Origin of the sequence: Streptomyces erythrochromogenes, assembly GCF_040684695.1 — a bacterium.
GTDB lineage: Bacteria > Actinomycetota > Actinomycetes > Streptomycetales > Streptomycetaceae > Streptomyces > Streptomyces erythrochromogenes_C.
Genome location: NZ_JBFBGM010000003.1, coordinates 24,076 through 48,804 on the forward strand (window position 1 = coordinate 24,076; position 24,729 = coordinate 48,804).

The 24,729-nt window shown below is 74.7% G+C and carries 25 protein-coding genes; 15 read left to right on the forward strand and 10 right to left on the reverse strand.

Annotated elements, in window-relative coordinates; translation table 11 throughout:
- The first annotated feature begins 111 nt into the window (after window positions 1-111).
- On the forward strand, window positions 112-576 hold the full coding sequence (locus AB0O53_RS07360; RefSeq protein WP_350991375.1) for a MarR family winged helix-turn-helix transcriptional regulator: 465 nt from the start codon (window positions 112-114) through the stop codon (window positions 574-576).
- Window positions 577-631: 55 nt separating this feature from the next.
- The gene (locus tag AB0O53_RS07365) at window positions 632-940 is read left to right on the forward strand and encodes a YkvA family protein (RefSeq protein WP_359123257.1); all 309 of its coding nucleotides are present in this window, start codon (window positions 632-634) and stop codon (window positions 938-940) included.
- Window positions 941-992: 52 nt separating this feature from the next.
- Here AB0O53_RS07365 and AB0O53_RS07370 read toward each other — a convergent pair whose 3' ends face one another.
- The 3 genes from AB0O53_RS07370 to AB0O53_RS07380 all read right to left on the reverse strand — a co-directional run bounded on the left by AB0O53_RS07370 (window position 993) and on the right by AB0O53_RS07380 (window position 3,350).
- Window positions 993-1,364 (reverse strand): VOC family protein, encoded by a 372-nt coding sequence (locus AB0O53_RS07370; RefSeq protein WP_350991371.1) that lies wholly within the window; start codon window positions 1,362-1,364, stop codon window positions 993-995.
- Between the two features lie 69 nt (window positions 1,365-1,433).
- Window positions 1,434-2,069, reverse strand: coding sequence for an alpha-ketoglutarate-dependent dioxygenase AlkB (locus AB0O53_RS07375; RefSeq protein ID WP_350991369.1), 636 nt, complete (start codon window positions 2,067-2,069; stop codon window positions 1,434-1,436).
- A 57-nt stretch (window positions 2,070-2,126) separates the two neighbouring features.
- A complete protein-coding gene (locus AB0O53_RS07380) occupies window positions 2,127-3,350 on the reverse strand; it encodes an MFS transporter (protein WP_365193747.1) in 1,224 nt (407 codons plus the stop codon).
- A 366-nt stretch (window positions 3,351-3,716) separates the two neighbouring features.
- On the opposite strand from AB0O53_RS07380, the gene AB0O53_RS07385 reads away from it, so the two are divergent.
- From AB0O53_RS07385 to AB0O53_RS07415, 7 genes are all read left to right on the forward strand, one after another.
- Window positions 3,717-3,944: a CbtB domain-containing protein gene (locus tag AB0O53_RS07385; RefSeq protein WP_030657740.1), complete on the forward strand. Its 228-nt coding sequence runs from the start codon at window positions 3,717-3,719 to the stop codon at window positions 3,942-3,944.
- Window positions 3,945-3,956: 12 nt separating this feature from the next.
- Complete coding sequence (locus AB0O53_RS07390) at window positions 3,957-4,787, forward strand: CbtA family protein (protein WP_350991364.1); 831 nt, start codon at window positions 3,957-3,959, stop codon at window positions 4,785-4,787.
- A 119-nt stretch (window positions 4,788-4,906) separates the two neighbouring features.
- The gene (locus AB0O53_RS07395) at window positions 4,907-5,257 is read left to right on the forward strand and encodes an ArsR/SmtB family transcription factor (RefSeq protein WP_365193749.1); all 351 of its coding nucleotides are present in this window, start codon (window positions 4,907-4,909) and stop codon (window positions 5,255-5,257) included.
- Window positions 5,258-5,416: 159 nt separating this feature from the next.
- Complete coding sequence (locus AB0O53_RS07400) at window positions 5,417-6,820, forward strand: MFS transporter (protein ID WP_365193751.1); 1,404 nt, start codon at window positions 5,417-5,419, stop codon at window positions 6,818-6,820.
- Between the two features lie 52 nt (window positions 6,821-6,872).
- Window positions 6,873-8,303, forward strand: a complete 1,431-nt coding sequence (locus AB0O53_RS07405) for a hypothetical protein (protein WP_350991359.1) — start codon at window positions 6,873-6,875, stop codon at window positions 8,301-8,303.
- A gap of 80 nt (window positions 8,304-8,383) precedes the next feature.
- Window positions 8,384-9,625, forward strand: a complete 1,242-nt coding sequence (locus tag AB0O53_RS07410; RefSeq protein ID WP_365193753.1) for an AAA family ATPase — start codon at window positions 8,384-8,386, stop codon at window positions 9,623-9,625.
- On the forward strand, window positions 9,622-10,878 hold the full coding sequence (locus AB0O53_RS07415) for a vWA domain-containing protein (RefSeq protein ID WP_365193755.1): 1,257 nt from the start codon (window positions 9,622-9,624) through the stop codon (window positions 10,876-10,878). The genes AB0O53_RS07410 and AB0O53_RS07415 overlap by 4 nt, the downstream gene beginning before the upstream one ends.
- Window positions 10,879-10,885: 7 nt before the next feature.
- Here the strand turns inward: AB0O53_RS07415 and AB0O53_RS07420 are convergent, their stop codons facing one another.
- Both AB0O53_RS07420 and AB0O53_RS07425 read right to left on the reverse strand, forming a co-directional pair.
- Complete coding sequence (locus tag AB0O53_RS07420) at window positions 10,886-12,052, reverse strand: CPBP family intramembrane glutamic endopeptidase (RefSeq protein WP_365193757.1); 1,167 nt, start codon at window positions 12,050-12,052, stop codon at window positions 10,886-10,888.
- Window positions 12,053-12,114: 62 nt separating this feature from the next.
- On the reverse strand, window positions 12,115-14,145 hold the full coding sequence (locus AB0O53_RS07425) for a PAS domain S-box protein (RefSeq protein WP_403137331.1): 2,031 nt from the start codon (window positions 14,143-14,145) through the stop codon (window positions 12,115-12,117).
- A gap of 151 nt (window positions 14,146-14,296) precedes the next feature.
- Here AB0O53_RS07425 and dhaL point away from each other — a divergent pair, with 151 nt between their 5' ends.
- Together dhaL and AB0O53_RS07435 are read left to right on the forward strand one after the other, a co-directional pair.
- Entirely contained in the window at window positions 14,297-14,911 is a 615-nt protein-coding gene (dhaL, locus tag AB0O53_RS07430; protein ID WP_350991352.1) for a dihydroxyacetone kinase subunit DhaL, read from the forward strand.
- Complete coding sequence (locus AB0O53_RS07435; protein ID WP_350991350.1) at window positions 14,908-15,339, forward strand: PTS sugar transporter subunit IIA domain-containing protein; 432 nt, start codon at window positions 14,908-14,910, stop codon at window positions 15,337-15,339. The genes dhaL and AB0O53_RS07435 overlap by 4 nt, the downstream gene beginning before the upstream one ends.
- Window positions 15,340-15,402: 63 nt before the next feature.
- Here AB0O53_RS07435 and AB0O53_RS07440 read toward each other — a convergent pair whose 3' ends face one another.
- Window positions 15,403-15,792, reverse strand: a complete 390-nt coding sequence (locus AB0O53_RS07440; protein ID WP_076046054.1) for an RNA-binding S4 domain-containing protein — start codon at window positions 15,790-15,792, stop codon at window positions 15,403-15,405.
- 145 nt (window positions 15,793-15,937) lie between these two features.
- On the opposite strand from AB0O53_RS07440, the gene AB0O53_RS07445 reads away from it, so the two are divergent.
- From AB0O53_RS07445 to AB0O53_RS07455, 3 genes are all read left to right on the forward strand, one after another.
- Window positions 15,938-16,333, forward strand: coding sequence for a TOBE domain-containing protein (locus tag AB0O53_RS07445; RefSeq protein WP_350991348.1), 396 nt, complete (start codon window positions 15,938-15,940; stop codon window positions 16,331-16,333).
- A 209-nt stretch (window positions 16,334-16,542) separates the two neighbouring features.
- Entirely contained in the window at window positions 16,543-17,355 is an 813-nt protein-coding gene (gene modA, locus AB0O53_RS07450) for a molybdate ABC transporter substrate-binding protein (protein WP_365193762.1), read from the forward strand.
- 285 nt (window positions 17,356-17,640) lie between these two features.
- Window positions 17,641-19,530 carry an ABC transporter permease gene (locus AB0O53_RS07455; RefSeq protein ID WP_365194162.1) on the forward strand — a complete coding sequence of 630 codons (1,890 nt, stop codon included), beginning with the start codon at window positions 17,641-17,643 and terminating at the stop codon, window positions 19,528-19,530.
- Here AB0O53_RS07455 and AB0O53_RS07460 read toward each other — a convergent pair.
- The 4 genes from AB0O53_RS07460 to AB0O53_RS07475 all read right to left on the reverse strand — a co-directional run bounded on the left by AB0O53_RS07460 (window position 19,511) and on the right by AB0O53_RS07475 (window position 24,297).
- Window positions 19,511-21,619 carry a SpoIIE family protein phosphatase gene (locus AB0O53_RS07460; protein ID WP_365193764.1) on the reverse strand — a complete coding sequence of 703 codons (2,109 nt, stop codon included), beginning with the start codon at window positions 21,617-21,619 and terminating at the stop codon, window positions 19,511-19,513. The genes AB0O53_RS07455 and AB0O53_RS07460 overlap by 20 nt on opposite strands.
- A gap of 118 nt (window positions 21,620-21,737) precedes the next feature.
- Complete coding sequence (locus tag AB0O53_RS07465; RefSeq protein WP_365193767.1) at window positions 21,738-21,965, reverse strand: hypothetical protein; 228 nt, start codon at window positions 21,963-21,965, stop codon at window positions 21,738-21,740.
- A gap of 457 nt (window positions 21,966-22,422) precedes the next feature.
- Window positions 22,423-23,094 carry a response regulator transcription factor gene (locus AB0O53_RS07470; protein WP_365193770.1) on the reverse strand — a complete coding sequence of 224 codons (672 nt, stop codon included), beginning with the start codon at window positions 23,092-23,094 and terminating at the stop codon, window positions 22,423-22,425.
- Window positions 23,095-23,130: 36 nt separating this feature from the next.
- Window positions 23,131-24,297, reverse strand: coding sequence for a sensor histidine kinase (locus AB0O53_RS07475; RefSeq protein WP_365193773.1), 1,167 nt, complete (start codon window positions 24,295-24,297; stop codon window positions 23,131-23,133).
- A gap of 126 nt (window positions 24,298-24,423) precedes the next feature.
- Here AB0O53_RS07475 and AB0O53_RS07480 point away from each other — a divergent pair, with 126 nt between their 5' ends.
- Window positions 24,424-24,663, forward strand: coding sequence for a hypothetical protein (locus tag AB0O53_RS07480; protein WP_350991334.1), 240 nt, complete (start codon window positions 24,424-24,426; stop codon window positions 24,661-24,663).
- The last annotated feature ends 66 nt before the right edge of the window (window positions 24,664-24,729 follow it).

A 24,729-nucleotide genomic window follows, 5' to 3' on the forward strand; every position in this document is an offset into this window, starting at 1 on the left:
CTTCCGGTCGTGCGGCCCGGGGAGGCAGGTGAAGAGTTGTTCAAATTCGAACCGCTGGTCATGGACCCTAACCGGTGATTCAAATTCGAACAACCCGTGTAGGGTGGGGCCATGGCTGAACCGAGATGGCTGGACGAGCGCGAGATGCGGGCCTGGAGCGGCTTCCTGGCCGCCTCGGCCCTGGTGAACCGGCGCCTCGACCAGCAGCTCAAGGACGACGCGGGGCTCTCGCACCCGCAGTACGAGATCCTCGTGCGGCTCGCCGCGGCGCCCGGGCGGGAGCTGCGGATGACCGAGCTCGCCAATGGCCTGATCAACTCCAAGAGCGGCCTGACGTACCAGGTCACCCAGATGGAGAAGGCCGGGCTGGTCCGCCGCCGCAGCTGCCCCTCGGACGTGCGCGGGGTCTTCGCCGTGCTGACCGACGCCGGCAGCGCGAAGCTGGAGGAGGCGGCGCCGGGACATGTGGCCACGGTCCGGGAGGTCCTCGTCGACGTCCTGACCCCGGCGCAGCTCGACGCGCTGGCCGACGGCCTGGGCGAGGTCGGGCGCCGGCTGCGCGGACAGGGCGCCTGAGCGGCCGGGACCGCCGTAGGGGTATCACCGGGCGGAATCGGGGTATATGGGCGCCATGGACGGAACGGTCTGGCTCATCGTGGGCGCGGTCGTCATGTCGGGGCTCGCCGTGGTCGCGGCCGTGATGTTCGTGCGCGTGCTCAGGGCGCGGAAGCTGCTGGTCGACGCCGGCATCCCGCTGCACGACAAGGCGCTGTTCTGGGCGGCCCTCGTCTACACCGTCTCGCCCGTGGACCTGATTCCGGACCCGGTGTATCTGGACGACATCGGGATCCTGATGCTGGCGCTGCGCTCCCTGCACGCGGCCGCCGCGGCCGCGCGCCCCTCGAAGGATCCCGGCGTCGACGTGCACACCCGCGTCTGATCCGGCCGCCGGTCCGGGCCGCGGGGCCCTGACCGGGCCTGGCGTACGGGGGTCAGACGTGCTGGTCCACCAGGACCGGATTGCCGTCCGGGTCGAGGACGACGAAGTGGGCCGGGCCCGATCCCGACTCGTCGGCCTCCGTCACGAACTCCACGCCGTTCGCCTTCAGCTCCCGCTGGAGTTCACGGACGTCCGTGAAGGAGTCGAGGGGGCCCGCGTTCTGGTTCCAGCCCGGGTTGAAGGTCAGCATGTTCTTCTCGAACATGCCCTGGAACAGCCCGATGACGTGGTCGCCGTTCTTGAGGATCAGCCAGTTCTGCGAGGGGTCCCCGCCCAGGGCGGAGAAGCCGAGCTTCTCGTAGAAGGCCCTGGAGGCCTCGATGTCCCGCACGGTCAGACTCACGGAGAAGGCGCCGAGATCCATGCGCCCAGCCTGTACGGGCCGCGGCGGAGCCGCAACCGCCGGGACGGGTGCGCGATGCCGGACCGCGGGTCAGCGCACGCCCCGGGTCCGGAACTGGACGCTGATCCGGGGTCCGACGGCCCGCGCCGACTTCGGTACGGCGTGTTCCATCGTCCGCTGGCAGCTGCCGCCCATGACCACGAGGTCGCCGTGACCCAGCGGCAGCCGCAGCAGGGTGGCCCCGCCGTCGCGCGGCCGCAGGGCCAGATCGCGGGGGTCGCCGACGGAGACGATGGCGACCATGGTGTCCTCGGTGGAGGATCGGCCGGTGCGGTCGCCGTGCCAGGCGACGCTGTCCCGCCCGTCGCGGTACAGGCACAGCCCGGCGGTGGTGAACGGCTCGCCCAGCTCGGCCGCGTAGTGCGCGCTCAGCGCGTCGCGGGCCTCGACGAGCGACGCGTGCGGGAGGGCGTCGTCCTCGCCGTAGAAGGCGAGCAGCCGGGGCACCTCCACCTCCCGCTCGTACATCTGCCGCCGCTCGGCGCGCCAGGGCACGTCGGCGGCCAGCCGCTCGAAGAGCGCGTCGGCGCCGCGCAGCCAGCCGGGCAGGTGGTCGACCCAGGCCCCGGCGCCGAGATCGGTCCGGCGCAGGCCGCCGAGGGGGCCGGGGCCGATCTCGTCGCCCTGGTCGAAGAGGGAACCCTGCAGGCCCTGGACCGTGTGCATGGACCCAGCCTAGCCCTACAACCGAACAGGTGCACGAATATGTGCGCGGTGTGGCCGTCAGTGCGGCCGGTCCCCGCCCGTGCGGCGGAACGGGCGGGTCAGGAGGGTGACGGCGAGCGAGGCCCCGGCGGCGAGGGCGATCGCCGCGCCGGCGCCGAGGTACTGGGCGAGGCCGCCCGCGATGGCGGCGCCCAGGCCCTGCCAGGTCATCCGTCCCGCCGATTCGACCCCCTGGACCTGCCCGCGGATCGCCTCGGGGGTCAGTTCCAGGAGCCGTTCCTGGAGGGGCAGGGTGGCCGCGAACCCGGCACCGGCGAGGAACACCGCGACCGCCAGGACGGGAACGGGCGGGTGGACCGCGAAGAGCAGGAAGGGGACGGCGAGCAGCAGCCGCAGGGCGAAGGCGTGACGGCGGCGCCGTGCGGCGGTGAGCAGCCTGCCGACGACCAGGTCGCCGAGGAGCATGCCGGCGGATCCCGCGGCCAGGAAGGTTCCGGCGTGGGCGGGGTCGTAGGAGATGAAGAGGGCCTCGCAGCCGACGATCAGGCCGTTGGGGACCCACAGGGCCACCAGCAGGGCCCGCCGGCCGGGGTGCGAGAACAGTTCGGCGTTCGTCCGCCAGGTCTGCCGCAGGCCCGGGCGGCGGGTGAGCCGGACCGAGTGCTCCCGTACGGTGGCCGCCACCACGGCGGCTCCGAGGGCGGTGAGGCAGGCGGCGACGGCGAAGACCCCCTGGGGGCCCGTGTGCCGCAGCAGTACGGCCCCGCCGGCGTAGCCGAGGATCGCCGTGCCGCCTGCGGTGATGTTCATCAGCGAACGGGCCGGCGCGTAGCCGGAGGCCGGCACGACCTCGGCGAGCAGCCCGAGCCGCGCGCCGGTCCCCAGGGACTGGAAGAAGCCGAGCAGGAGCAGGAGCGCGAAGCGGGCCACGAGGGGCAGTCCGGGGACGGCCTGGGCGCAGACGCCCGCGAGCGAGGCGAGTTGGAGCAGGAGGAGGGTGCGGCGGGGCCTTTTCCCGTCCGCGACCGACATCAGCGTCAGCGCGCCGAGGACCGTCGCGAAGGTGGCCCCGTACATGCTCACGGCGGTCAGGAACGGCGAGCCGGTCTGCCGGTCGACCAGGGTGCCGAGCGCGATGCCGGACAGGGAGCCCGCGGCGGCGGTGAGGGTGAAGCTGACGTACAGACCGCTGAACTCCGTGGTGCGCAGCAGCTTCTGGTATCCGGTGGAGGGGGTCGTGGCGGGGGTCGGGTCATGACTGGTGGTCGGGTGCGAAGGCATGAAAAAAGCCTCCGGACGCGTACACGGAGTACGTACGCCGAAGGCCAACGACGGGGATTCTAGCAGTACTCACGGCCCGCCCGCCGGGCGTTTCCCCTCTTCGAAGGGGTGCCGGGCGGTATTACCGCAGCGTAGCCGTGTGATCAGGGACTCACGGTCTTGGCCGCGGGCCCGACACGCGGTAGCGTCGCGGCGACATAAAGACATAGCGACGACGGCGAGACGGAAGCCCGGTGTGAATCCGGCATGGTCGCGCCACTGTGTGCTGCGGTGACCTCCCGAGGAGGGCGTCGCGGCGAGTCAGACCCGAGGACCGTCGTCCTGCACCACCGTATGGGACGCGTTGTTCCCCAAGGAGGTTCCATCATGGCCGAGGCCGTCGCTTCCGCTGCCATATCCACCCCCGCCGTCTCGCCGTCGGCTCCGCTGCCCGTGCGCGCCGTCCTGCCCTGGGCGGTCTTCGTCGGTCTCCTGATGCTCGTGGCCCTCTACTTCGTCGGTGCCGAGCAGGGCGCCACCGCCGTGTTCGCCGGCGAGGGCGTGCACGAGTGGGTGCACGACGGTCGCCACCTGCTCGGCTTCCCCTGCCACTGAGAGGCCACGCACATGTACGCCTCTACTGTCAGAGGTCTGTTGGTCCGCGGCATGCTCGCGGGCCTGATCGCCGGACTGTTCGCCTTCGCCGTCGCCTACGTGGTGGGTGAGCCGCCGGTACGCGGTTCCATCGCCGTGGAGGAGGCCGCAGCCGCCCAGGACGCCGCGAGCGCCCCGAGCGGCCACGCCGGCCATGGTGGTGACGCCGCGTCGGGCGAGGCCGCCGAGGAGGAGGAAGAGCTCGTCAGCCGCCCGGTCCAGTCGACCGTCGGTCTGGCCACCGGCGTCCTGGTCTACGGGGTCGCGCTGGGCGGCATCGCCTCGCTCGCGTTCTCGTTCGCCCTCGGCCGCGTCGGCGGGTTCAGCCCGCGGGCCACGGCCGCGCTCACCGGGGCGGGCGCGTTCGCCCTGGTCTACCTGGTGCCGTTCCTGAAGTACCCGGCCACCCCGCCGGCGGTCGGCAACCCGGACACCATCGGGCAGCGCACGACGCTGTTCTTCCTGATGATCCTGCTGAGCGTGCTGCTCGGCGTCGGCGCGATCATCCTTGGGCGGCGGCTGGCACCGCGCCTGGGCAACTGGAACGCGACGCTGGCCGCGGCCGGCGGCTTCATCGTGGCCACCGCCCTGGCCTTCGTGTTCCTGCCGGACAACAGCGACGCGGTCCAGCCCGGTTTCCCCGCGGCCCTGCTGTGGGAGTTCCGGGTCGCCTCGCTGGCCGTCCAGCTCGTCCTGTGGGCGGTGTTCGCCGTCGTCTTCGGCGTCTTGGCCCAGAAGTTCCTGGCCACGCGCGCCGACGGCGCGGAAGTGACGGCTCAGCAGCAGGCGCCCGCCCTCGGCTGATCCCACCGCCACGTCCGTGCACGGGCCCCGCACCCCCGAGGGGGTCGCGGGGCCCGTGCGCGTCCGCATGTGTGCGCGGAGGCGAACGCATCGCGCTCCCGCCGTCCTACGATGTCCGCATGAGCTCAGGCACGCGTCCGGCAGGTGCGCAGGATTCGCAGGTGCGGGGTGACCGGCTGGAGGTCGCCGCAGCCGTTCTGGCCCTGCTCGCGGACCGTACGCGCCTGGCGCTGATGGAGCGGCTCGGCCGGGGCGAGGCCGATGTCACCACGCTCACCGAGGCGTGCGGGGCGGCCCGTCCCTCCGTCAGCCAGCACCTGGCCAAGCTCCGGCTCGCCGGGCTGGTCACCACCCGCAAGGACGGCCGCCGCGTCGTCTACGCGCTGCGGCACGGGCACCTGCGCCGGCTGGTGGACGAGGCCATGAACGTCGCCGACCACGAGATCGGCTCCCTCCCGCCGCACGACTGAGCCCGTCCGCAGGGGTCCTCCCCTCCTCCAATACGTGCACAGGTGCGCACATGTTGGCTACGCTGGAACGGCGTCAGCGATCCGCCGACCGGAACGAGGCCGCCCTTGCCGTCCTTCCCCTCCACGCCGTCCTCGCCCTCCGCCCCGTCGGCGGGGTCCGTGGCGTCGGTTCTGCGCAACGGCACCTACCGCCGCCTGTTCACCGCCCAGGTCGTCGCACTGGTCGGCACCGGGCTCGCCACCGTCGCCCTGGCCCTCCTCGCCCACGACCTCGCCGGCGACGGCGCCCCCGCGGTCCTGGGCACCGCGCTGGCGATCAAGATGATCGCCTTCGTGACCGTCGCTCCGCTGGTCACGGCCGTCGCCGACCGGGTCCCCCGGCGCATCCTCATGGCGGCCTCGGACCTCGTCCGCGCCGGCGTGGCACTGGCCCTCCCCCTCGTCACCGAGGTGTGGCAGATCCACGTCCTGATCTTCGTGCTGCAGGCAGCGTCGGCGGTCTTCACCCCGGCCTTCCAGGCGACGGTCCCCGAAGTCCTGCCCGACGAACGGGACTACACCCGGGCGCTGTCGATGAGCCGGCTCGCCTACGACCTGGAGAGCCTGTTCAGCCCGGTCCTGGCCGCCGCGCTGCTCACCGTGGTCTCCTACGACCGGCTGTTCACCGGTACCGTCGCCGGTTTCCTCGCCTCCGCGGCGCTCGTCACCGCCACGGCGCTGCCCCGGCCCGCCCCCGTCGAACGGACCGGCGGGGCCTGGTCCAGGGCCGCCTCCGGCACCCGCCTGTTCCGGGCCACTCCGCGACTGCGGGCCCTGCTCGCCCTCGACCTGGCGGTCGCCGCCGCCGGAGCCGTCGTCTTCGTGGACACCGTCGCCGTCGTCCGCGACCACCTCGACCGTCCGGCCGGGGCCGTCTCGGTCGCCCTCGGCGCGTACGGGGCCGGGTCCGTGCTCACCGCCCTCGCCCTGCCGCGGCTCCTGCGGCGCCGCACCGACCGCACCGTGATGCTCCGGGCCGCCGCCTGCCTCCCGATGGTCCTCGCCGCCGTGGCCGCGCTCACCGCGACCGCTCCCGGGGCCTGGTCGTGGCCCGCGCTCCTGGGGGCGTGGGCGGCGATCGGGGCCGCCTCCTCGGCCGTGCTGACGCCCGGCGGCCGCGTGGTCCGCCGCTCCACCGCCGACGCGGACCTGCCCGCCGCCTTCGCCGCCCGCTTCTCCCTCTCCCACGGCTGCTGGCTGCTGACCTACCCGCTGGCCGGCTGGCTCGCCCCGTGGGCCGGCCTGCCGCTGACCGCCGCCGCCCTGGCGGCCCTCGCCCTGGCCGCGACCGCGACCGCGGCGGTGACCTGGCCGGTCCGCGATCCGGACCGGCTGGACCACGTACACCCGGACCTGCCGCCCGGTCACCCGCACCTCGCCGACGCCCGTCCGGCCGGGGGCGGTTGGCTGCACGGCCACCACTACGTCATCGACCGGCACCACCACCACTGGCCCGGACGGGACGGCGCCCGCCGGAAAAGCCCTGGCCGGTCGGGGCGAAGATCGCTACGATCACCGCGATGACCACTCAATCCACTCACGGATCGGAGGTCCCCACCGCGCAAGGTGAGCGCTGATGCTCACCGAGACCGCGAACAGGGACTCCCGCCTCGCCCTCTGGCTCCGCGTACGCGAGTACGCCGTGCCGGCGTCCATGATCGAGACTGCGACCGCCCGCCGGCACGCCGGCGACTGGTCCGCGGCATGCGCCGCCGCAGGCTTCGACGTCGATTTCAACCTGCGTTCCCTGGCCCGCTCCCACGGCCGCGACCTCGCGGACCGGATCCGGGCCGACCTCCGCCACCTGGCTCCCGACCTGCTGCGCTGGCACATGCCGCGCGTCGCTCCCGACGGGCTGCTGCGCCCCGGCCTGACCCTCACGCTGGCCCGGTACGGCACCGCCGGCCCCGAGGGCACGGAGCCTGCCGTCCACCTCGTGGCCCGTACCCCGCCCGCCTGGGCGGACGGCGGGCAGCGCATCGCCCTCGCGCTGTGGGACGGTTCCCGCTCCGCGGCCGGGGTCGCCGGCGCCGACCCGCGCCGCGGGTCCCGGCCCGACCGGCGCTTCCGCCTCGACCTGCACCGCCACTTGTGGGACGCGCGCAGGACGGCCGAACTGCGGGCCCGCTCGGGGGCCGACCGGCCGCCCTGCGACGACCCGCCGGAGCCGGATCCGCAACTCGCCGCAGCGCTGCCCGCCGAGCACCGCTGCGCCGTCGACCGGTGGGCCGCCGAGGCCGCGATCGTGCTCCGGGCCGAGGGGCGGGAGTCCGGCAGCGTCACCGTCCGGCTCGGCGCCCGGCAGCGGCTGGTCCTGGACCTGGCCGCCGACCCGGTCGGTGACGGGGCGGGCCGGGGCGCCGCGGTACCGGCGCTCCGGATCGGGACCGCACCGGCGGACGGCAGCGCCCACGCGCTGCCGGTCCTGCCCGACGCGGCGGCCCGGGTGCTCCCCGACCTGGAACTGCTGCGCGCCGGCGCCATCGGGGCCGACCTGCTGCACCCGCTGGTGGCCGCCGCCCTGGCACCGGAGCGCGCGCCGGCCGCGCCGTCGCGGACCGGGCAACCGGGTCCGGAAGCGGGGCCGGGGCAGCCGCGCCACGTCGACTGCCGCGGAGCCCGGCACCGCATCGGCCTCGTCGACGGGGTGCTGACACCGCTGGACCACGACCCGGCCGAGGTCCGGCGCGAGGAACTGCTGGCGGCCCTGTCCGGCACTCCCCTGCCCTGCCTCCGGGCCATCGACGCGGCCCACCGCCGACCGGACTGCCTCACCGGCGTCCGCGAACGCCTGGACCACGGGGACATCGCCGGAGCGCTGGCCGTCGTCGAGGGCCTCCTGGGCCCCGGCGCGACGCTGCGCCCGGGCCCCCTGCTCGACGAACTGGAGGCGGCCGCCCGACGGCGGATCACCTACGGGCTGTTCCGCGCGGGCCTCGCCGGCCCGGGCCCCCACCGCCTCCCCCCGAAGCCGCAACGCCCCCTCCGCGGCCGCCGGGCCGCCTGAGTCCCGGCGTACTCCGCCGACGACCGGGCAGCGCCCCGCCCCCGCCCTTCACCCCTTCACGAACCCACAGGTGACCACACATGCCCATGGACCTGCCCACCGCCTCCCAGCTCGACGTCGCCGGCGAACTGCTCGCCCTGCTCGGCGAGAGCACCACCGAGCCGCGCCCCGACAACCAGCTCGAAGCCCTCACCCTGGCCGTCGCCGCGGACCTGCCCGTCCTGCTGTGGGGCGAGCCCGGGATCGGCAAGACCGCCGCCCTGACCCAGCTCGCCGCCTCCCTGGACCTGCCGCTCACCACCGTCATCGCCAGCGTGCACGAACCGTCCGACTTCTCCGGGCTGCCCGTCGTCGGCGACGACCCGGCGGCGCAGGGCGTCCCCATGGCCCCGCCGGACTGGGCGGTGCGCCTGGTCCGGGCCGGGCGCGGGCTGCTCTTCCTCGACGAGCTGTCCACCGCGCCCCCGGCCGTCCAGGCCGCCCTGCTGCGCCTCGTACTGGAACGGCGGATCGGTGCCCTGCAACTGCCGCCCGGGGTACGGATCGTGGCGGCCGCGAACCCGCGGTCCTCGGCGGCCGACGGCTGGGAACTGAGCCCGCCGCTGGCGAACCGGTTCGTCCACCTCCAGTGGACCCACGACCACGAGGTCGTCGTCAGGGGTCTCGGCGGAACCTGGCCGCGGGCCACCCTGCCGTGCCTCGACGCGCAGGCGCTGCCGGCCGCCGTGGACTTCGCCCGCCGCGCCGTGTGCGGGTTCCTCACCACCCGGCCCCCGCTCGTCCACCGCCTGCCGTCCGGGGAGACGCGGCGCGGCGGCGCCTGGCCGTCGCCCCGCAGCTGGGACATGACGCTGCGTCTGATCGCCTTCGCCACCGCGGCCGGCTCCTCCAGGGAGGTGCTGTCCATGCTGATCAGGGGAACCGTGGGGGACGGCCCGGCGCTGGAACTGCTGGCCGCGCTGGACCGGATGGAACTCCCGGACCCCGAGGCGCTGCTGGCCGATCCGGCCGGCGCCGACCTGCCCCAACGGGGCGACCAGCGCCAGGCCGTCCTGGAGGGGATCGTGGCCGCGGTCAACCGGCTTCCGGAGAAGTCCCGTTGGGACGCGGCATGGGCGATCATGGTCCGGGCGCTGGAGACGGGGGCCCCGGACCTGGTGGTCGTCCCCGCGACCTCGCTGGCGGCCCTGCGCCGGGAGGAGTGGGACGTACCGCCCGCGATCGAGCGGCTCGCCGGGGTGGTGGACCTGTCCCGGCGCGCGGACCGGGCGGCGGAGCGGACCGCGGTCCGTACGGGCGTCCCCGCGGGGTCCCGCCCGTGAGCGCCGGTGCGCCGGGGGCGCTGGACCTCGACAAGCTCTACACCGCGCGGCTGCACGCCGCGCGGGTCCGGCCGTACCTCGCGACGGCGCTGTTCGCCCTGCACACCGTGGAGTCGCGGCAGGTGCCGACCATGGCTGTGGACCGGTACTGGCGGGTCTACGTCTCGCCGGGGTTCGTGGACCGGACGCCGGTGGAGCAACTGGCCGGAGTCTGGGTCCACGAGGTGTCCCACCTGCTGCGCGACCACCACGGGCGCGGTGACCGGGCCGCTCGGCTGCAGGGGATCGAGGGCCCGGGGGCACGGCTGCGGATGAACATCGCCGCGGACCTCGAGATCAACGACGACGTGTTCGGCGACGGGCTGGTCCGGCCCGCGGGGGCGGTCGTCCCGGAGGACCTGGGCCTGTCCGGGGGCGAGCTGATGGAGGACTACCTGCGCCGGTTCGGGCTCGGGCCGCTGACGCAGGGCCTGGCCTGGCTGGACTGCGGCAGCGGCGCCGACGGGATGGAGCGCGAGTGGGACCTCGGGCCGGACGGTGCGCACGGCCTCAGCGAGCAGGAGCAGGACGCGGTCCGGTTCCGGGTGGCGCAGGGCATCAACGGGCGCCCGGGAAACGCCCCGAAGGCATGGAAGCGGTGGGCGGAGGAGGCCTTCCATCCGCCGCAGCCCTGGCGGGAGCTGCTGGGCGCGGCCGTCCGGTCGGCGGCCTCCGGCGCGGGCGCCGGCGAGGACTACAGCTACGGCCGGCCCTCGCGGCGCTCGGCCGGGCTGCCCGGCATCGTCCTGCCGAGCCTGCGGCGCAGGCCGCCTCGGGTCTGCGTGGTGATCGACACCTCCGGATCGGTCAGCGACGCCGAACTGGGCAGCGCGCTCCTGGAGGTCGCGGCCATCGCGCAGGCCGTCGGCGGCCGCCGCGACCTGGTCACCGTGGTGCCGTGCGACGCTGCGGCGCGGATCGTGCATCCGCTGTGCCGGGGCGAGGGCATTCCGCTGGTGGGCGGCGGCGGTACGGATCTGCGTGCGGGTTTCGCCAGGGCGCTGCGGTCGGGGCCCCGGCCGGACGTCATCGTGGTGCTGACGGACGGGCGGACGGCCTGGCCCGCCGTCCGGCCGCCCTGCCGGGTGGTGGTGGGCCGTTTCTCCCGTACCCGGGCCCCCCGGTGGGACGAGGACGATCCGCACTACCGGCCGGACCGGACACCGCCCTGGGCCCGGGTGGTGGAGATCGGGTCGGGCGCCGCCGGCCGGTGAGCCGCACCTACGCGGTGGGCTCCGCACGCCGGGCCGGCTCTGCGGGCTCGGCCTGCTCTGCGGGCTCGGCCTGCTCGGCGGGATCGGCGGGATCGGGACGCCAGGCCGTCTCCGCACGTTCGGCGGGCCCCGCCGGGCCGAGGCGCCGTACGCCTCGGGCGGTGGCGAGCTTCGCGATCAGCAGGCAGTACACCGGTGCGGCAACGAGTTCGAGGACGAGCGCCTGCCACGGGGCGTCCGCCGCGTTCCCCGACTCCGCGAGCTGCCCCAGGGCGACGGTGATGCCGTAGGCGGTCATGTTGTTCGCCACGTGCACCGCGATGACGGCCTCCAGGCCCCCGGTGCGGACGGTCAGCCATCCCCACCACAGGGCGGAGTAGAAGAGCAGGGCGAACCCCGACCATTCGCCGATGCCGTGGGCGACGGCGAAGAGGGCGGACGCGATGACGATGCCGGGCCAGGGGGACTTCAGGAATCCGCCGAAGAACTGGGCGATCCAGCCCCGGAAGACGAACTCCTCGGCCGCGGCCTGGAAGGGGATCAGCGCCCACAGCACGACGAGTCCGAGTAGGAACCCGGACCAGCCGGGGAACTCGCCGGCGAGGGACTCCTCGCCCTCACTGAGGTAGCCCCACAGCGCGAGCCCGCCCATCTGGAGCACGATCAGCGGGAAGGCGACCGCCGCGCAGCGGGCCAGCCAGCCCCAGCGCAGCCGGCCCACGACGGAGGCCGCGGTGCCGGCGGGGCGGCTGCCGCACCAGCGGACGGCGAGCAGCACGACGGGTATGCCGGTGGCTATGGAGAGCAGGCCGAGCGCCTCGTCGGCGAGCGGGTCCCCCAGGATCCGGTCGCCGCCCTCGGGGGCGAAGTCAAGCCCCAGCACGTACCAGGCGAGGGCGCCGAACGCGACGACGACCAGCGGTACGGCCAGGTTCCCGACGAGGACGAGGAGGAACTCCCCGATGCGCTGCGGGGCCTTCTGCCGTCCGTTGCGGGCCTGTTCGTGGTAGGCGCTGCCGGCCGGTGCGGTCTGCGTCGGCGGTCGCGGGGGCCCGGCGGTGAAGAGGGGGCCGCCCGGGGTGGCGGGCGGCCATCCCTGCGCCGGGGCGGGCCACCCCGGAGTGCCTGCGGGCGGCGGCGCGGCCCACACGTTCGGCGGGGGCGTATCTGACACAGCGGGACCCTTTCCGTCACGGCCGTTCACCCGCCCATTCGATCATGCGGCCGCCCCGGGTCTCAGTCCGTTTTCGCGCAGGGGTCCGCCGGGGGCCCGCCGGCCGCGCGCCCGGCCGGCCGCTGCGCGGCAGGGGCGGGGCGGGGGGCGGGCAGGGGCAGCGAGAACCAGACGGCCTTTCCCTCGGCCGTCGGGAGCGTTCCCCAGGAGGAGGCGAGGGAGTCGACGAGGAGCAGTCCCCGGCCGGATTCGGCGTCGGGGGCGGCGAAGCGGGCCTGGGGCAGGACCGGGCTGCCGTCGCAGACCTCGACGCTGAGTTCACGGCCGGCCTGGCGCAGGCGGAGCCGGACGGGACCGCGGCTGTGGTTCACGGCGTTGGAGAGCAGCTCGGAGGTGAGCAGGCAGGCGGTGTCGCGCAGTTGCTCGTCGTCCCTGCCCCACAGGGCCAGGGTGGAGCACAGGAACCTCCGTCCCGCGCCGACGCTGCTGGGGTCCGCGGCGAGGAGCATGCTCTGCGAGGTCACCGGGGTGTCGGGAATGCGGACGAGCAGGAGGGTCACGTCGTCGGGGTTGTCGTCGGCGTCCGGCAGCAGTTCCCTCAGCAGCCGGTCGGCGGCCTGCTCCAGGCCGTCCGACGTCGCGACGGCCTTCTCCAGCGCCGCCGCCAGCCCGTCCACCTGGCCCTCGATGTCGCTGTCCGGCGTCTCGACGAGGCCGTCCGTGTACAGCGCGAGCACGGAGCCGGGCTCGACGCTGTGCCGGGTCTCGTGGTGGGGCACCTCGCCGACCCCCAGGGGCACGCTCACCTCGACGGGCAGCCGGGTCACCTCGCCGCTTGGGGCGACGAGCAGGACCGGCAGGTGTCCGGCCGAACACATGGTGATCTCGGCCGAATCGGCGTCGAGGACGAGGTAGCAGCAGGTGACGAACTGGTCGGGCAGTTCACTGACGACGGCGTCCAGGGCGCGCATGAGCTGCCAGGGCGGCATCCCGGTCTTGGCCAGGGCGTGGGAGGCGGATCTGAGCTGGCCCATCACGGCGGCGGCGTCCAGGCCGCGCCCCATGACGTCGCCGACCATCACGCCGACCCGGCCGCCTCCCAGCGGGATGAGGTCGAACCAGTCGCCGCCCACCCCGGCGCCCTGCCGGGCCGGGAAGTACCGGCTCGCGGTGGGCATCCCCGGTACGTCCGGCGGGGATCCCATGAGGCTGCGCTGGAGGGTGAGCGCGACGTGGCGCTGCTGCTCGTACAGCTTCGCGAGCATCTCCTCGGCCGACTTGCGTTCGGTGACGTCGCGGATGGCGGCGGAGACCAGCGTGCCGTCGGGGGTCTCCAGCGGGCTGAGGCTGATCTCCACCGGGAACTCGCCGCCGTCGCGGCGCAGGCCGTAGAGCTCCAGGCCCGCGCCCATGGGGCGGGTCCTGCGGTTGACGAAGTAGCCGTGCCGGAAGTCGGAGTGGTGCCCGCGGAACCGTTCCGGTACGAGTACTTCCACGGGTCTTCCCAGCAGGTCCTCGCGCGCGTAGCCGAAGAGCGCCTCGGTCTGCGCGTTGACGAGCTGGATCGCGCCGCTCTCGTCGACGATCACCATGGCGTCCGGAGCCGCCTCCAGCAGGGCCCGGAAGCGCTCCTCGGCGGCCCTGCGCTCGCTCACGTCCCGTACGGCCGCCGAGATCAGCAGGCCCTCCGGGGTCTCCAGCGGGCTCAGGCTGATCTCCACCGGGAACTCGCGCCCGTCCCGGCACAGCCCGTAGAGCTCCAGGCCCGCGCCCATCGGGCGGACCTGGCGGCTGTCCGCGTAGCCGAGCCGGTGGCCCGGGTGCTGGCCGCGGAACCGCTCGGGCACCAGTATCTCGATGTGGCGGCCCAGGAGTTCCCGCCGGGGGTGCCCGAACAGAGCCTCGGTCTGTGCGTTCACCAGCCGGATCACACCGGCGTCGTCCACGATCACCATCGCGTCCGGTGCCGCTTCCAGCAGAGCCCGGAACGGCTCTTCAGTCGTCGCTGCCACGCTGCGCCTCGCACTCGTCGAATCCCGCAGAAGCAGACATCCGACCACGTGGCCGAATCTCGCGCTTCCGGTTGACCGCATGCGGCGCCAATTGACCGTTTCTGCGCACCGGCAGGGCTGCCGGAGCCAGCACGGACGGACGCGCCCGTACGGACAGCGGCGCCGCGGCGGGGGCGCTGATCTATGGTGGCGGCAAGGACTGGCCGGGGCGGACGCGAGGCGAGGAGACCGGGTGCGTGACGCGGAGTTCTTCCGGAACTGGATGGCGGCCACCGCGGCCGCCGTGGAGCGTGAGGCGGACCGGCTCACCGAGCTCGACTCCCCCATCGGGGACGCCGACCACGGGAGCAATCTGCTGAGGGGCTTCACGGCGGTGCGTGCCGCATTGGACGCGCAGGACCCGGCAGCGCCGGGCACGGTGCTCCAGCTCGCCGGGCGGACGCTGATCTCGACGGTCGGCGGTGCCTCGGGGCCGCTGTACGGGATGCTGCTGCGCCGTACCGGCAAGGAGCTCGGGGAGGCGCCCGAGGTGTCCGACGACGCCCTGCGCGAGGCCCTGGACCAGGGGGTCGGCGCGGTGGCGCAGCTGGGCGGGGCGGCACCGGGCGACAAGACCATGCTGGACGCGCTGCTGCCGGGGGTGGCCGCGCTGGCCGTGTCGTACCGGGCGGCGGCGGACGCGGCGGAGAACGGGGCCCTCGCGACCGTACCGATGCAGGCGCGCAAGGGACGGGCCAGCTACCTGGGCGAGCGCAGCATCGGGCACCAGGATCCGGGCGCGACCTCGTCGGCGCTGCTGCTGGGGGCGCTCGCGGACGTGGCCGAGCGGGCGGAGGGCGCGCGGTGACGGGCGGAGACGGCGACGGCGGCGCGCAGCCGGCCCTGGTCGGGGTGGTGCTGGTCTCGCACAGCGCGCCGGTCGCCGAGTCGGTGGCGGAGCTGGCCCGGGGCCTGGCGGCGGGCGGACCGGTGGCTCCGGTGGCCGCCGCGGGCGGCACGTCCGCCGGCGGGCTCGGCACGAGCGCGGAGCGGATCGCGGCGGCAGCGCGGGAGGTCGACCGGGGAGCCGGCGTCGCGCTGCTCGCGGACCTCGGGAGCTCGGTGCTGACGGTGAAGACGCTGCTGCTGGAGGACGAACTGCCGCCGGGCTCGCGGCTGGTGGACGCGCCGTTCGTCGAGGGCGCGGTGGCGGCGGTGGTCGCCGCGTCCGCGGGCGCCCCGCTGGCACAGGTCGCGGAGGCCGCCGCCGAGGCGTACGCCTACCGCAAGGTCTGAGCGTCCGGTCCGAATCGCCGGGCGGCGGTTCGGACCTCCCGGCCTGCCGGGGCCGCGGCGGCGTCAGCGCCCGCGCAGGGACTGGATCTCGCGCCGGTCGCGCTTCGTGGGGCGGCCCGTGCCCCGGTCGCGGATGCCGACGACCGCGGCCTCCACGGGGGTCGGCGGCGGCGGGCTCTTGTCGATCAGGCACTCCGCGGCGACGGGTGCGCCCACCCGCTTGGAAACCGGCCGCTTGACGACGACGATCCGCTCGCGCCCCGCGTGGAAGAGCCGTACCTCGTCGCCCGCGCGGATCGCCTGCGCCGGCTTGGCGCGCTCTCCGTTGACCTTCACATGGCCCGCCCGGCAGGCCGTCGCCGCGATCGAGCGGGTCTTGGTCAGCCGCACGGACCAGATCCACGCGTCGACCCGCACCGTGCCCGTTTCCGTCCCCGAAACCTCATCTGCCATGCCCCGACTCTAGCGATCCGGATCCCTCGGGACGGAACGACTTTTCCTCGTCTTTTGGCAGATGCACCAAGGGCCCTGGCACCTACCATGGCGATCTCCCCAAGAGAATTGCAAATGCGCCACACGTGCCCCTACCTTGTCGCACATGCAGTCCTACACCATCGGACAGGCTGCGCGGCTGCTGGGCGTCAGCCCGGACACCGCGCGGCGCTGGGCCGACGCCGGCCGGGTCGTGACCCATCGCGACGAGGTCGGCCGGCGGCTGATCGACGGCCGCGATCTGGCCGCCTTCTCCGTGGAGGTGGGCCAGGGCGCCCACACCGAGGACGGGGAGCCGTACACCTCGGCGCGCAACGCCTTTCCGGGCATCGTCACGGCCGTCAGGCTCGGCGACGTCTCCGCCCAGGTCGACATCCAGGCGGGTCCCCACCGTCTGGTCTCCCTGCTCACCCGCGAGGCCGTCGAAGAACTGGGGCTGGAGGTCGGCATGCGGGCCACCGCCCGCGTGAAGTCGACGAGCGTGCACATCGACCGCGCCTGAACCCACAGGCTCCGCCGGCGCTCCCGCGCCCGCGGTCCGCTGCCGGCCCGCCCACGGCCGGCTCCGCACCGCTGCTCAGCACCACCGCTCGCACCACTGCTCAGTACCACCGAACCGTCCCCACCCGCTCCGCCCGTCACCGGCGCGGGTCACCACCGCGCGGATCCGGCACTCGGCCGGCCGCCGACCCGACCGAGGAGCCTTCACTCATGTCCCCGACCCTGACCCGCCGCCGCACCGTCGCCGCCGCCGCCCTGTCCGCCGCCCTGCTCGCCGGGCTGACCGCCTGCGGCGGCGACGACAAGTCCGCCGGCTCCGACACCGGCTCGGCCGCGCCGTCGGCGTCCGCCGCGCCGCAGGCGAACCTCACCGTCCTGGCCGCCTCCTCCCTCACCGACGTCTTCAAGACCGCGGGCGAGGCGTACCAGAAGTCCCACCCCGGCACGAAGGTCACCTTCTCCTTCGCCGGGTCGCAGGAGCTCGCGGCCCAGGTCAAGCAGGGCGCCCCGGCCGACGCGCTGGTCACCGCCGACACCAAGACCATGGACGGGCTGAAGGCCGAGACCGGCGAAGCCAAGATCATCGCGAAGAACCGCCTGGTCATCGCTGCCGGCAAGGGCAACCCCTTCAAGATCGACGACCTGAAGGACCTCGCCGACACCAAGGTCAAGGTCGTGCTCGCCGCGCCCGAGGTGCCCGTCGGGCGCTACAGCAAGCAGATCCTCGACGCCCAGAAGGTCGAGGTGAAGCCGGTCTCCCAGGAGCCCAACGTCCGCGCCGTCCTGAGCAAGGTCGAGCTGGGTGAGGCGGACGCCGGCCTCGTCTACAAGACGGACTCCGCCAAGTCGGGCGACAAGGTCGTCACCGTGGAGATCCCCGACGACCAGAACGCCGTGGCCTCCTACCCGGCCGCCACGCTGAAGCAGTCCAAGAACGCCGAGGCCGCGGCCGCGTTCGTGGCGTGGCTGAGCACCCCGGAGGCGCAGAAGATCCTCCAGGACGCGGGCTTCCAGCAGCCGTAGTCCGCGCCGCTCCCCGCGGGTGGTCCGGGGGCTGTCTGGTCCGGGGGGACAGGCAGCCCCTTCGGCGTGCCCGGGCGCACCCGCGCCCGCCGGCCGCCCCCGCCTACGCTTCCCCCTTGTGCCCGCGGCCCCGCCCGGGCCTGCACCACAGCCCCGCACCCGCTCCTCCGCCCCGTCCGGCCACGCCGGCCCCAGCCAGGAAGTCCCGTGAGCAGACTCCGTACCCGCACCCGGCCCCCGGTGGCCCTGGCGCTGCCCGCGCTGCTCGCCGTCGCGTTCCTGCTGATGCCGCTGATCGGGATCCTCCTCCGCACCCCGTGGGGCGACCTCGGAGAGCACCTCGGCAGCCCGGGTGTGGTCGAGGCGCTGAAGCTCTCGCTCGTGGTGTCCCTGTGGGCACTGGGCCTCTCGCTCGTCCTCGGCGTGCCGCTGGCCTGGCTGCTGGCCCGGGTGAGGTTCAAGGGCAAGGCCCTGGTCCGCTCGCTGGTGCTGCTGCCGATGGTGCTGCCGCCGACCGTGGGCGGTGTAGCCCTGCTCCTCGGCTTCGGCCGGCGCGGGCTGCTGGGGCCCTGGCTGGAGGACTCCTTCGGGGTCACCCTGCCCTTCCACACCTCGGGGGCCGTGGTCGCGGCGACCTTCGTCGCCATGCCGTTCCTGGTCATCAGCCTGGAGGGCGCCCTCGGCGGCCTCAAGCAGAGCTACGAGGAGACCGCCGCCTCGCTCGGCGCGTCGCCGGTCCGCGTGTTCTTCACCGTGACCCTGCCGATGGTGGCGCCCGGTCTGGTCGCGGGCGCCGCCCTCACCTGGGCCCGCGCACTGGGCGAGTTCGGCGCGACCATCACCTTCGCCGGGAACCTGCCCGGCACCACCCAGACCCTGCCGCTCCAGGTGTACCTGCTGCTCCAGGACCGGCCCGAGGCCGCGACCTCGGTCTCGCTGCTGCTCCTGGCCATCGCCATGGGCGTACTGATCGCGCTGCGCGGCCGCTGGACGGGCACCCCGGTCGACCGCGGGGCGGTCACCGCGCCGCAGCCGGCCGCGGAAGAGGCGCCGGCCCCCGCTCCGGGGCCTGCCGAGGGGTCCGGAGCGGCCGGCGCCGTGCCGGCGCCGAAGGCGGCGGCGCACGACGCGGAATCCGGACACTGGCCCCTGCACGCCACGGTCACCGGCTTCAACCGCCTGACCCTGGAGGCGGAGCCCGGCACCACCATCGCCGTCGTCGGCGAGAACGGCGCGGGCAAGACCACCCTGCTGCGCGCCCTGCTCGGCCTGACCCCGCGGGCCCACGCCGACCTGCGGCTCGGCGACGCCGACGTCACCGCCCTGCCGCCGCACAAGCGGCAGGTGGCCTGGGTCCCGCAGGACGGGGCGCTCTTCCCGCACCTGAGCGCGCTGGCGAACACCGCGTACGGGCTGCGCGCCCGCCGCGTACCGCGCGCCGACGCCCGCCGCGAGGCGCAGGCCTGGCTGGACCGGCTGGGCGTCGGCCACCTCGCGCACCGCAAGCCGTCCCAGCTCTCCGGTGGCCAGGCCCAGCGGGTCGCCCTCGCCCGGGCCCTGGCCGCCCGCCCGAGGCTCCTGCTGCTGGACGAGCCGCTCGCGGCCCTCGACCAGACCACGCGGGCCCACGTACGGCACACCCTGCGCATGCACCTGGCCGGCTTCGGCGGGGTCTGTCTGATCGTCACCCACGACCCCGTCGAGGCGGTGTCGCTGGCCGACCGGGTCCTCGTACTGGCCGACGGCCGGGCCCTCCAGGACGCCCCGCCCGCCGAGGTGTCCCGGCACCCCCGGTCCCCGTGGGTGGCCCGCATGCTCGGGCGCAACGCCTGGCCGGGCACCGCGTCGGCGGACGGCCTCGCCCTGGCGGCGGGCGGCCGCCTGGTGGTCGCCGAGGCCCTGCCCGAGGGGGCCGAGGCCCTGGCGATCATCGCCCCGGAGGCGGTGTCGGTGCACCGGGACCGCCCGGGTGGCAGCCCCCGCAACGTGTGGCCGGGCACGGTACGGGAGATCACCGCGGTCGGCAGCCGGCTGCGGGTGCTGATCTCCTCGGCCGAGGCGCCCGACCTGGTCGCCGAGATCACCCCGGACGCGGCGGCCGAACTGGGCCTGGCCGACGGCTCCGCGGTGTGGACGAGCGTGAAGGCCACCGAAGTCACGCTGGTGCGCCTGTAGGCCCCTCCCGCGGCTGGGCCGGGGGGTCCTGCGGGGCGTTCACGGCGAACTCGCACCACACGCACTTGCCGCCGCCCCGCGGCTCCACGCCCCACGCGTCCGCGAGCTGCTCCACCAGCATCAGGCCGCGCCCCGACACCGCCCAGTCGTCCGCCTCGCGCCGCCGCGGGAGGGCGCTGCTGGAGTCCTCGACCTCGATCCGGATCCGGCCCTGCGGGGTGATCCGCATGCTGATGTGGCCGCCCCCGTCCGTGTGGACCAGGGCGTTCGTCATCAGCTCGTCCGCCGCCAGCTCGATCTCGTCGGCCCGGTCCCGCGCACCCCAGGCGGCGACCGCGGCCCGGATGAGGTGCCGGGCCAGGGCCGGGGCCCCGGCGTCCCCCGGGTCCAGTCGCTGGCGCAGCGGCCCGCCGCCGCGCCCGGTGGGCGTACCGCGGCGGCGCAGGACGAGCAGGGCCATGTCGTCCCCGCCGCCCGAGTCCCCGACCAGGTCGCACAGCACGTCGGCGAGTTCCTCGACGTCCGCGGGGCCGCTGTGGACCGCCGCCATGAGCTCGCGCATGCCGGTGTCGGGGTCGGCCCCCGGCCGTTCGATCAGGCCGTCCGTGCAGAGCACCAGGGTGTCCCCGGGGTGCAGTTCCAGGCTGGTGACGGGGTAGCCGGAGCCCGCCGCCGCGGACGGTTCGGGGGGCGGCAGCCCGAGCGGCAGGCCGCCCGCCACCTGGATCCGGTGGCAGCTGCCGTCGCCGCGGCGCACGACCGGGTCGAGGTGGCCGGCCCGTACCAGCTGGAGCATCCCGCTGGTGAGGTCGACCTCGGCGTAGGTGCAGGTGGCGAACCGTTCCGTCTCCAGTTCGCGCAGGAAGGCGGAGGCCCGTGCCATCGCCGCGCCGGGCGTGTGCCCCTCGACCACGTACGCGCGCATCACGATGCGCAACTGCCCCATGACGGCGGCCGCGTCCGTGTCGTGCCCTTCCACGTCGCCGATCATCACCCCGACCCGGCTGCCGCCGAGCGGGACCACGTCGTACCAGTCACCGCCGATGTCCCGGCCCATCCGGGCGGAGCGGTAGCGCACGGCGATCAGCGCACCCGGCACCGCGGGGATCCGGCGGGGCAGCATGGCCCGCTGGAGTCCTTCGGCGAGGTCGTGCTCCTGCTCGAAGAGGATGGCGCGCTGGAGGCTCTGGGCGACGCCGCTGCCGAGCGCCATGAGGAGGTTGCGTTCCTCGGCCGTGAAGTCGCCCTCGCGCCGGTAGAGCAGCCCCAGGGCGCCGACGGGCCGGCCCTGGGCGATCAGCGGCAGGTAGACCCCGCTGTGGACGGACAGCGGCTCGATGTAGGGCCACAGTTCCGGGTAGGAGTCCCGGAACTCCTGCCGGGAGACGATGAAGACCGGCTGCATGGTGCGTACGGCCACGCTCATGGGGAACCGCGCGTCGATCCGGGTGTACTCGATCTCGGGTACGTACGTGCCGAGCTGGCCCTCCGCGACGAGGTGGATGCGGCTCCCGTCGACGACGCCCAGCATCACGCTGACCGCGCCGAGGTGGCCGAGTGCCAGGGGGTCCTTGAGGATGTCGGTCACGTCGTTGACGGTGCGGGCGTGGGCGAGGATGGCGGTGGTCCGCTCCACGACGCCGGTCATCCGGCGGCGCCCCTCGTCCTGTTCCCCGGCGGCTCCGGGCTCGCCCGGGTCGTGGGCGGCGTCGCGGAGGATGCCGATGACGCGGTACGGGCGGCCGCCCGGGTCCCGCAGGATGTGCCCCTGGATGTGGGTCCAGGCCGGCGCCCCGTCGCGGCGGCGGCTGCGGACGTAGGCCCCGTAGTGGCTCCGGCCGTCCTTGATGGCCTGGGCGACCCGGGAGTCGAGCCGGGCCTCCTCGGCGGGTGCGATGCGCGCGCGGAGCCCGGCGGGGGTGCCGTCGTACTCGTCGGGGCGCAGGTCGAGGACCTCGAGGGCGGTGGGATCCAGGTGCATCCGCCCGCTGTCGAGGTCCCAGTCGAACGTGCCCATGCGGTTGAGCGCAAGGCTCGTGTCCGGCCGCGCGGGCCAGTCGACCTCGGGAACGTCTCCCCTACGGGCCATGCAGCCAGGGTCTCACTGTCCCCGGCCGGTGTCCCTGCGGGGCGGTCGGCCGCGCGGCTCCGCGGCGGGACACGGCACTGTGCGGCCCGTCTCGCGGGCCGCACAGCAGGTGGTGCTGTCAGCAGTCGTGGCCGTAGCCTCCGCCACCGTAGTCGTCGTCGTCATCGTCGTACCAGCCGTGGTGGCCGCCCCTGTCGTGGTCCCAGCCTCCGCCGCCGCTCACGTAGGAGACGGGCTGGGTGGGGGTCGCCGCCGAAGCGGAGGTTGCGGCTCCCAGGGCGCCGCCGGCCATCAGAACACCGATGGCGGACGCCGCGAAGAGGCGCTTGACTCTCATTGCTCGCATGGTTGAGAACCCTTCTCGTTGCTACGGCACGAAAATTTGTTCTTCCTCCTCAGCAAGGGATGTCAACGGCTGCACCTGTGGCCGTGCAGATGTGTTGAATTGCGCGCATCCCCCGTCAACGCGGCCTCGTCGGGCCACGGACCTTGTGGGCCGGTGCGATGTCTCGCACGCCTCGCGCTCTGGTGTTCTCACCGCGGGTCAAGGGTGTGATTCCCGCAGTTGCCACAGTTACCTACGGATGATATTAATCACCGCTCCGCCGATCGGCATCTTGGGGCGGCCCCGGGACGGGCCGGAATTCGCTGCATTTCCGGTGCAATTCCGCTGCATCGACCATTCATTCGCGGCGGCCGCCCCTTCACCCGAACGGACCAGGCCGGGCCCCGCACGCACGGTCGCTGCGCAGCACGGGCGCTCGGGCCGCCACCGCGGAGCGAGCGCGCCCCCGCGGGCGGCGTCAACGCCCCTGCGGTCGGGCCGGGTCGTCCGCGTCGTGGACCAACAGGGCGATCTGGACCCGGTTGTTGAGGTCGAGCCGGGTCAGGATCCTGGACACGTGGGTCTTCACCGTGGGCAGTGCCAGGTGGAGTTCCCGTCCGATCTCGGCATTGGACAGGCCCCGCCCGACGGCCGTCGCCACCTCCCGTTCGCGCCCGGCCAGCAGGGCCAGCCGGGCGCGGGCCGCGGCCGCCCGCGATCCCCGGCCCGTGCCGCCCGCCACCTGGTCGATGAGGCGGCGGGTGACGGCCGGGGAGAGTACGGGGTCGCCCGCGGCCACCGTGCGGATCGCCGCCACGATCTCCCGCGGCGGGGTGTCCTTGAGGAGGAACCCGGCCGCACCGGCGCGCAGCGCCCGCAGGACGTGCTCGTCGGTGTGGAAGGTGGTCAGGACGAGCACCTCCGGGGCCCCCGGCCGCGCGCGGAGCGCCTCGGTGGCGGCGAGCCCGTCGACACCGGGCATCCGGATGTCCATCAGCACCAGGTCGGGTCCGTGCGCGGCGACCAGCCCCGGCACCTCGGATCCGTCCGTGCCCTCGGCGACGAGCTCGATGTCCGGGGCTCCGCCCAGCATCAGCCGCAGCCCGGAGCGGACGATCGCGTCGTCGTCGACCAGCAGTACGCGGATCACCCGGCCCCCGCCCCCTTCGTCGGTCCCGATGCCCGATCAGCCCTGCCAGGGTAGCCAGGCGTGCACGCGGAAGCCGCCGTCGGCGGGAAGGGCGGTGAGCTCCCCGCCGGCCAGCCGGGCGCGTTCCGCCAGACCGATCAGGCCGTGCCCGCCGCCGGGTCCCGGGCCCGCGCCGTCCGCGGGGGCCGCGTCCCGTCCGGCCGGCGGGGCGTTGCGGACGTCCACCGTCAGCCCGTCCCCCGGGGCGCCGGCCACCCGTACGTCGACGGTCGCGCCGGGCGCGTGTCTGCGTACGTTGGTCAGCGCCTCCTGCACGATCCGGTACGCCGTACGCCCCACCAGCGCCGGGGGCACCGCGCCCGGGGGCGGCCCGGTCAGCTCGATCCGCCCGCCCGCCGTCCGTGCCTGCGCGACCAGCCGGTCGAGGTCCGCGAGTTCCGGCTGGGGCCGCTCGGCCTCCTCGGGCCCGGTCCCCGAGCGCAGGACGCCGATCACCTCGCGCAGGTCGCGCAGGGCCAGGCGGGCGCTCTCGCGCATCACTCCGGCGGCCCGCTCGATCTCCTCCCGCGGGGCGCCGGGGTTGAACTCCAGGGCGCCCGCGTGGACGCTCAGCAGCGTCAGCCGGTGGCCGAGCACGTCATGCATCTCGCGGGCGATCTCCTCCCGCACCTCCATCCGGGCCCGCTCCGCCCGGGACTCCGCGTCCGCCTCGGCCAGTTCGGCGCGCGCCCGCAAGGAGTCGACCAGCTGTGCGCGCGAGCGCCGGAACAGGCCCCAGCCGATGGCCCCGGCGATGAGGGCGAAGTAGGTCACGGCCGAGCCCGCCCGGTCCTCGGGCAGGTCCGCCACCTGCCACAGGAAGACGGGCAGCGGGGCGAAGGCCAGTGCCGCCACCCAGGCCGTGGCCCGCCAGGACCTGGTCGCGGCCACCGTGAAGACCGCCACCAGCGCCGGACCGGTCATGTAGTGGGTCTGGCTGCCGGCCAGGATCAGGGCGACGGCCAGCGGCACCGGGCAGCGCCGTCGCAGCAGGAGCGCGGCGCACCCCAGTCCGCCGGCCAGCTGGTCGGCGGTCCGCCACCCCTGGCCGAGGTCCTCCGGCACCGGGATGGACTGCGCGCTGACGGCGGCGAAGCAGGCCGCGAAGAGGACCAGGGCGAGGTCCACGGCCCGGGCCCGGCCGGTGTGGTGAATACGGCGCATGTCCGGGAAATCTACGCGGGCCGGCCCCCGGCCGGGCCTCCTCGGCGGTCATCGGATACTTAAGTACGAGCCCGGGCCGTCTTCGGACGGATCCGCCGCCGTGAGCCGCGCGCCTACCGTCGTGCCATGACCTCCACCCCTGCGAAACCACCGCTCGCAGCCCTTTCCGGGCTGCTCTGCTTCGTCCTCGTCGTCGGCGGCGGAAGCGGGCTGCTGCACGAGTGGCTCGGCTGGATCCACTTCATGGGCTTCGTCCGCTTCCTCGTACCCGACGGCCACGAGGTCTTCGGCTACGTCGTCATGGTCGCCCTCGGCCTGGCGGTGGGCGCGGCGGGAGACTCGCTCGCCCGCCGCGCCCGGAGCTGACCGGCCCGGCCCCGCACGGCTACCGGTTCCCGCCGTCACCGCCGTTCCCGCCCCCGTCCCGGCGGG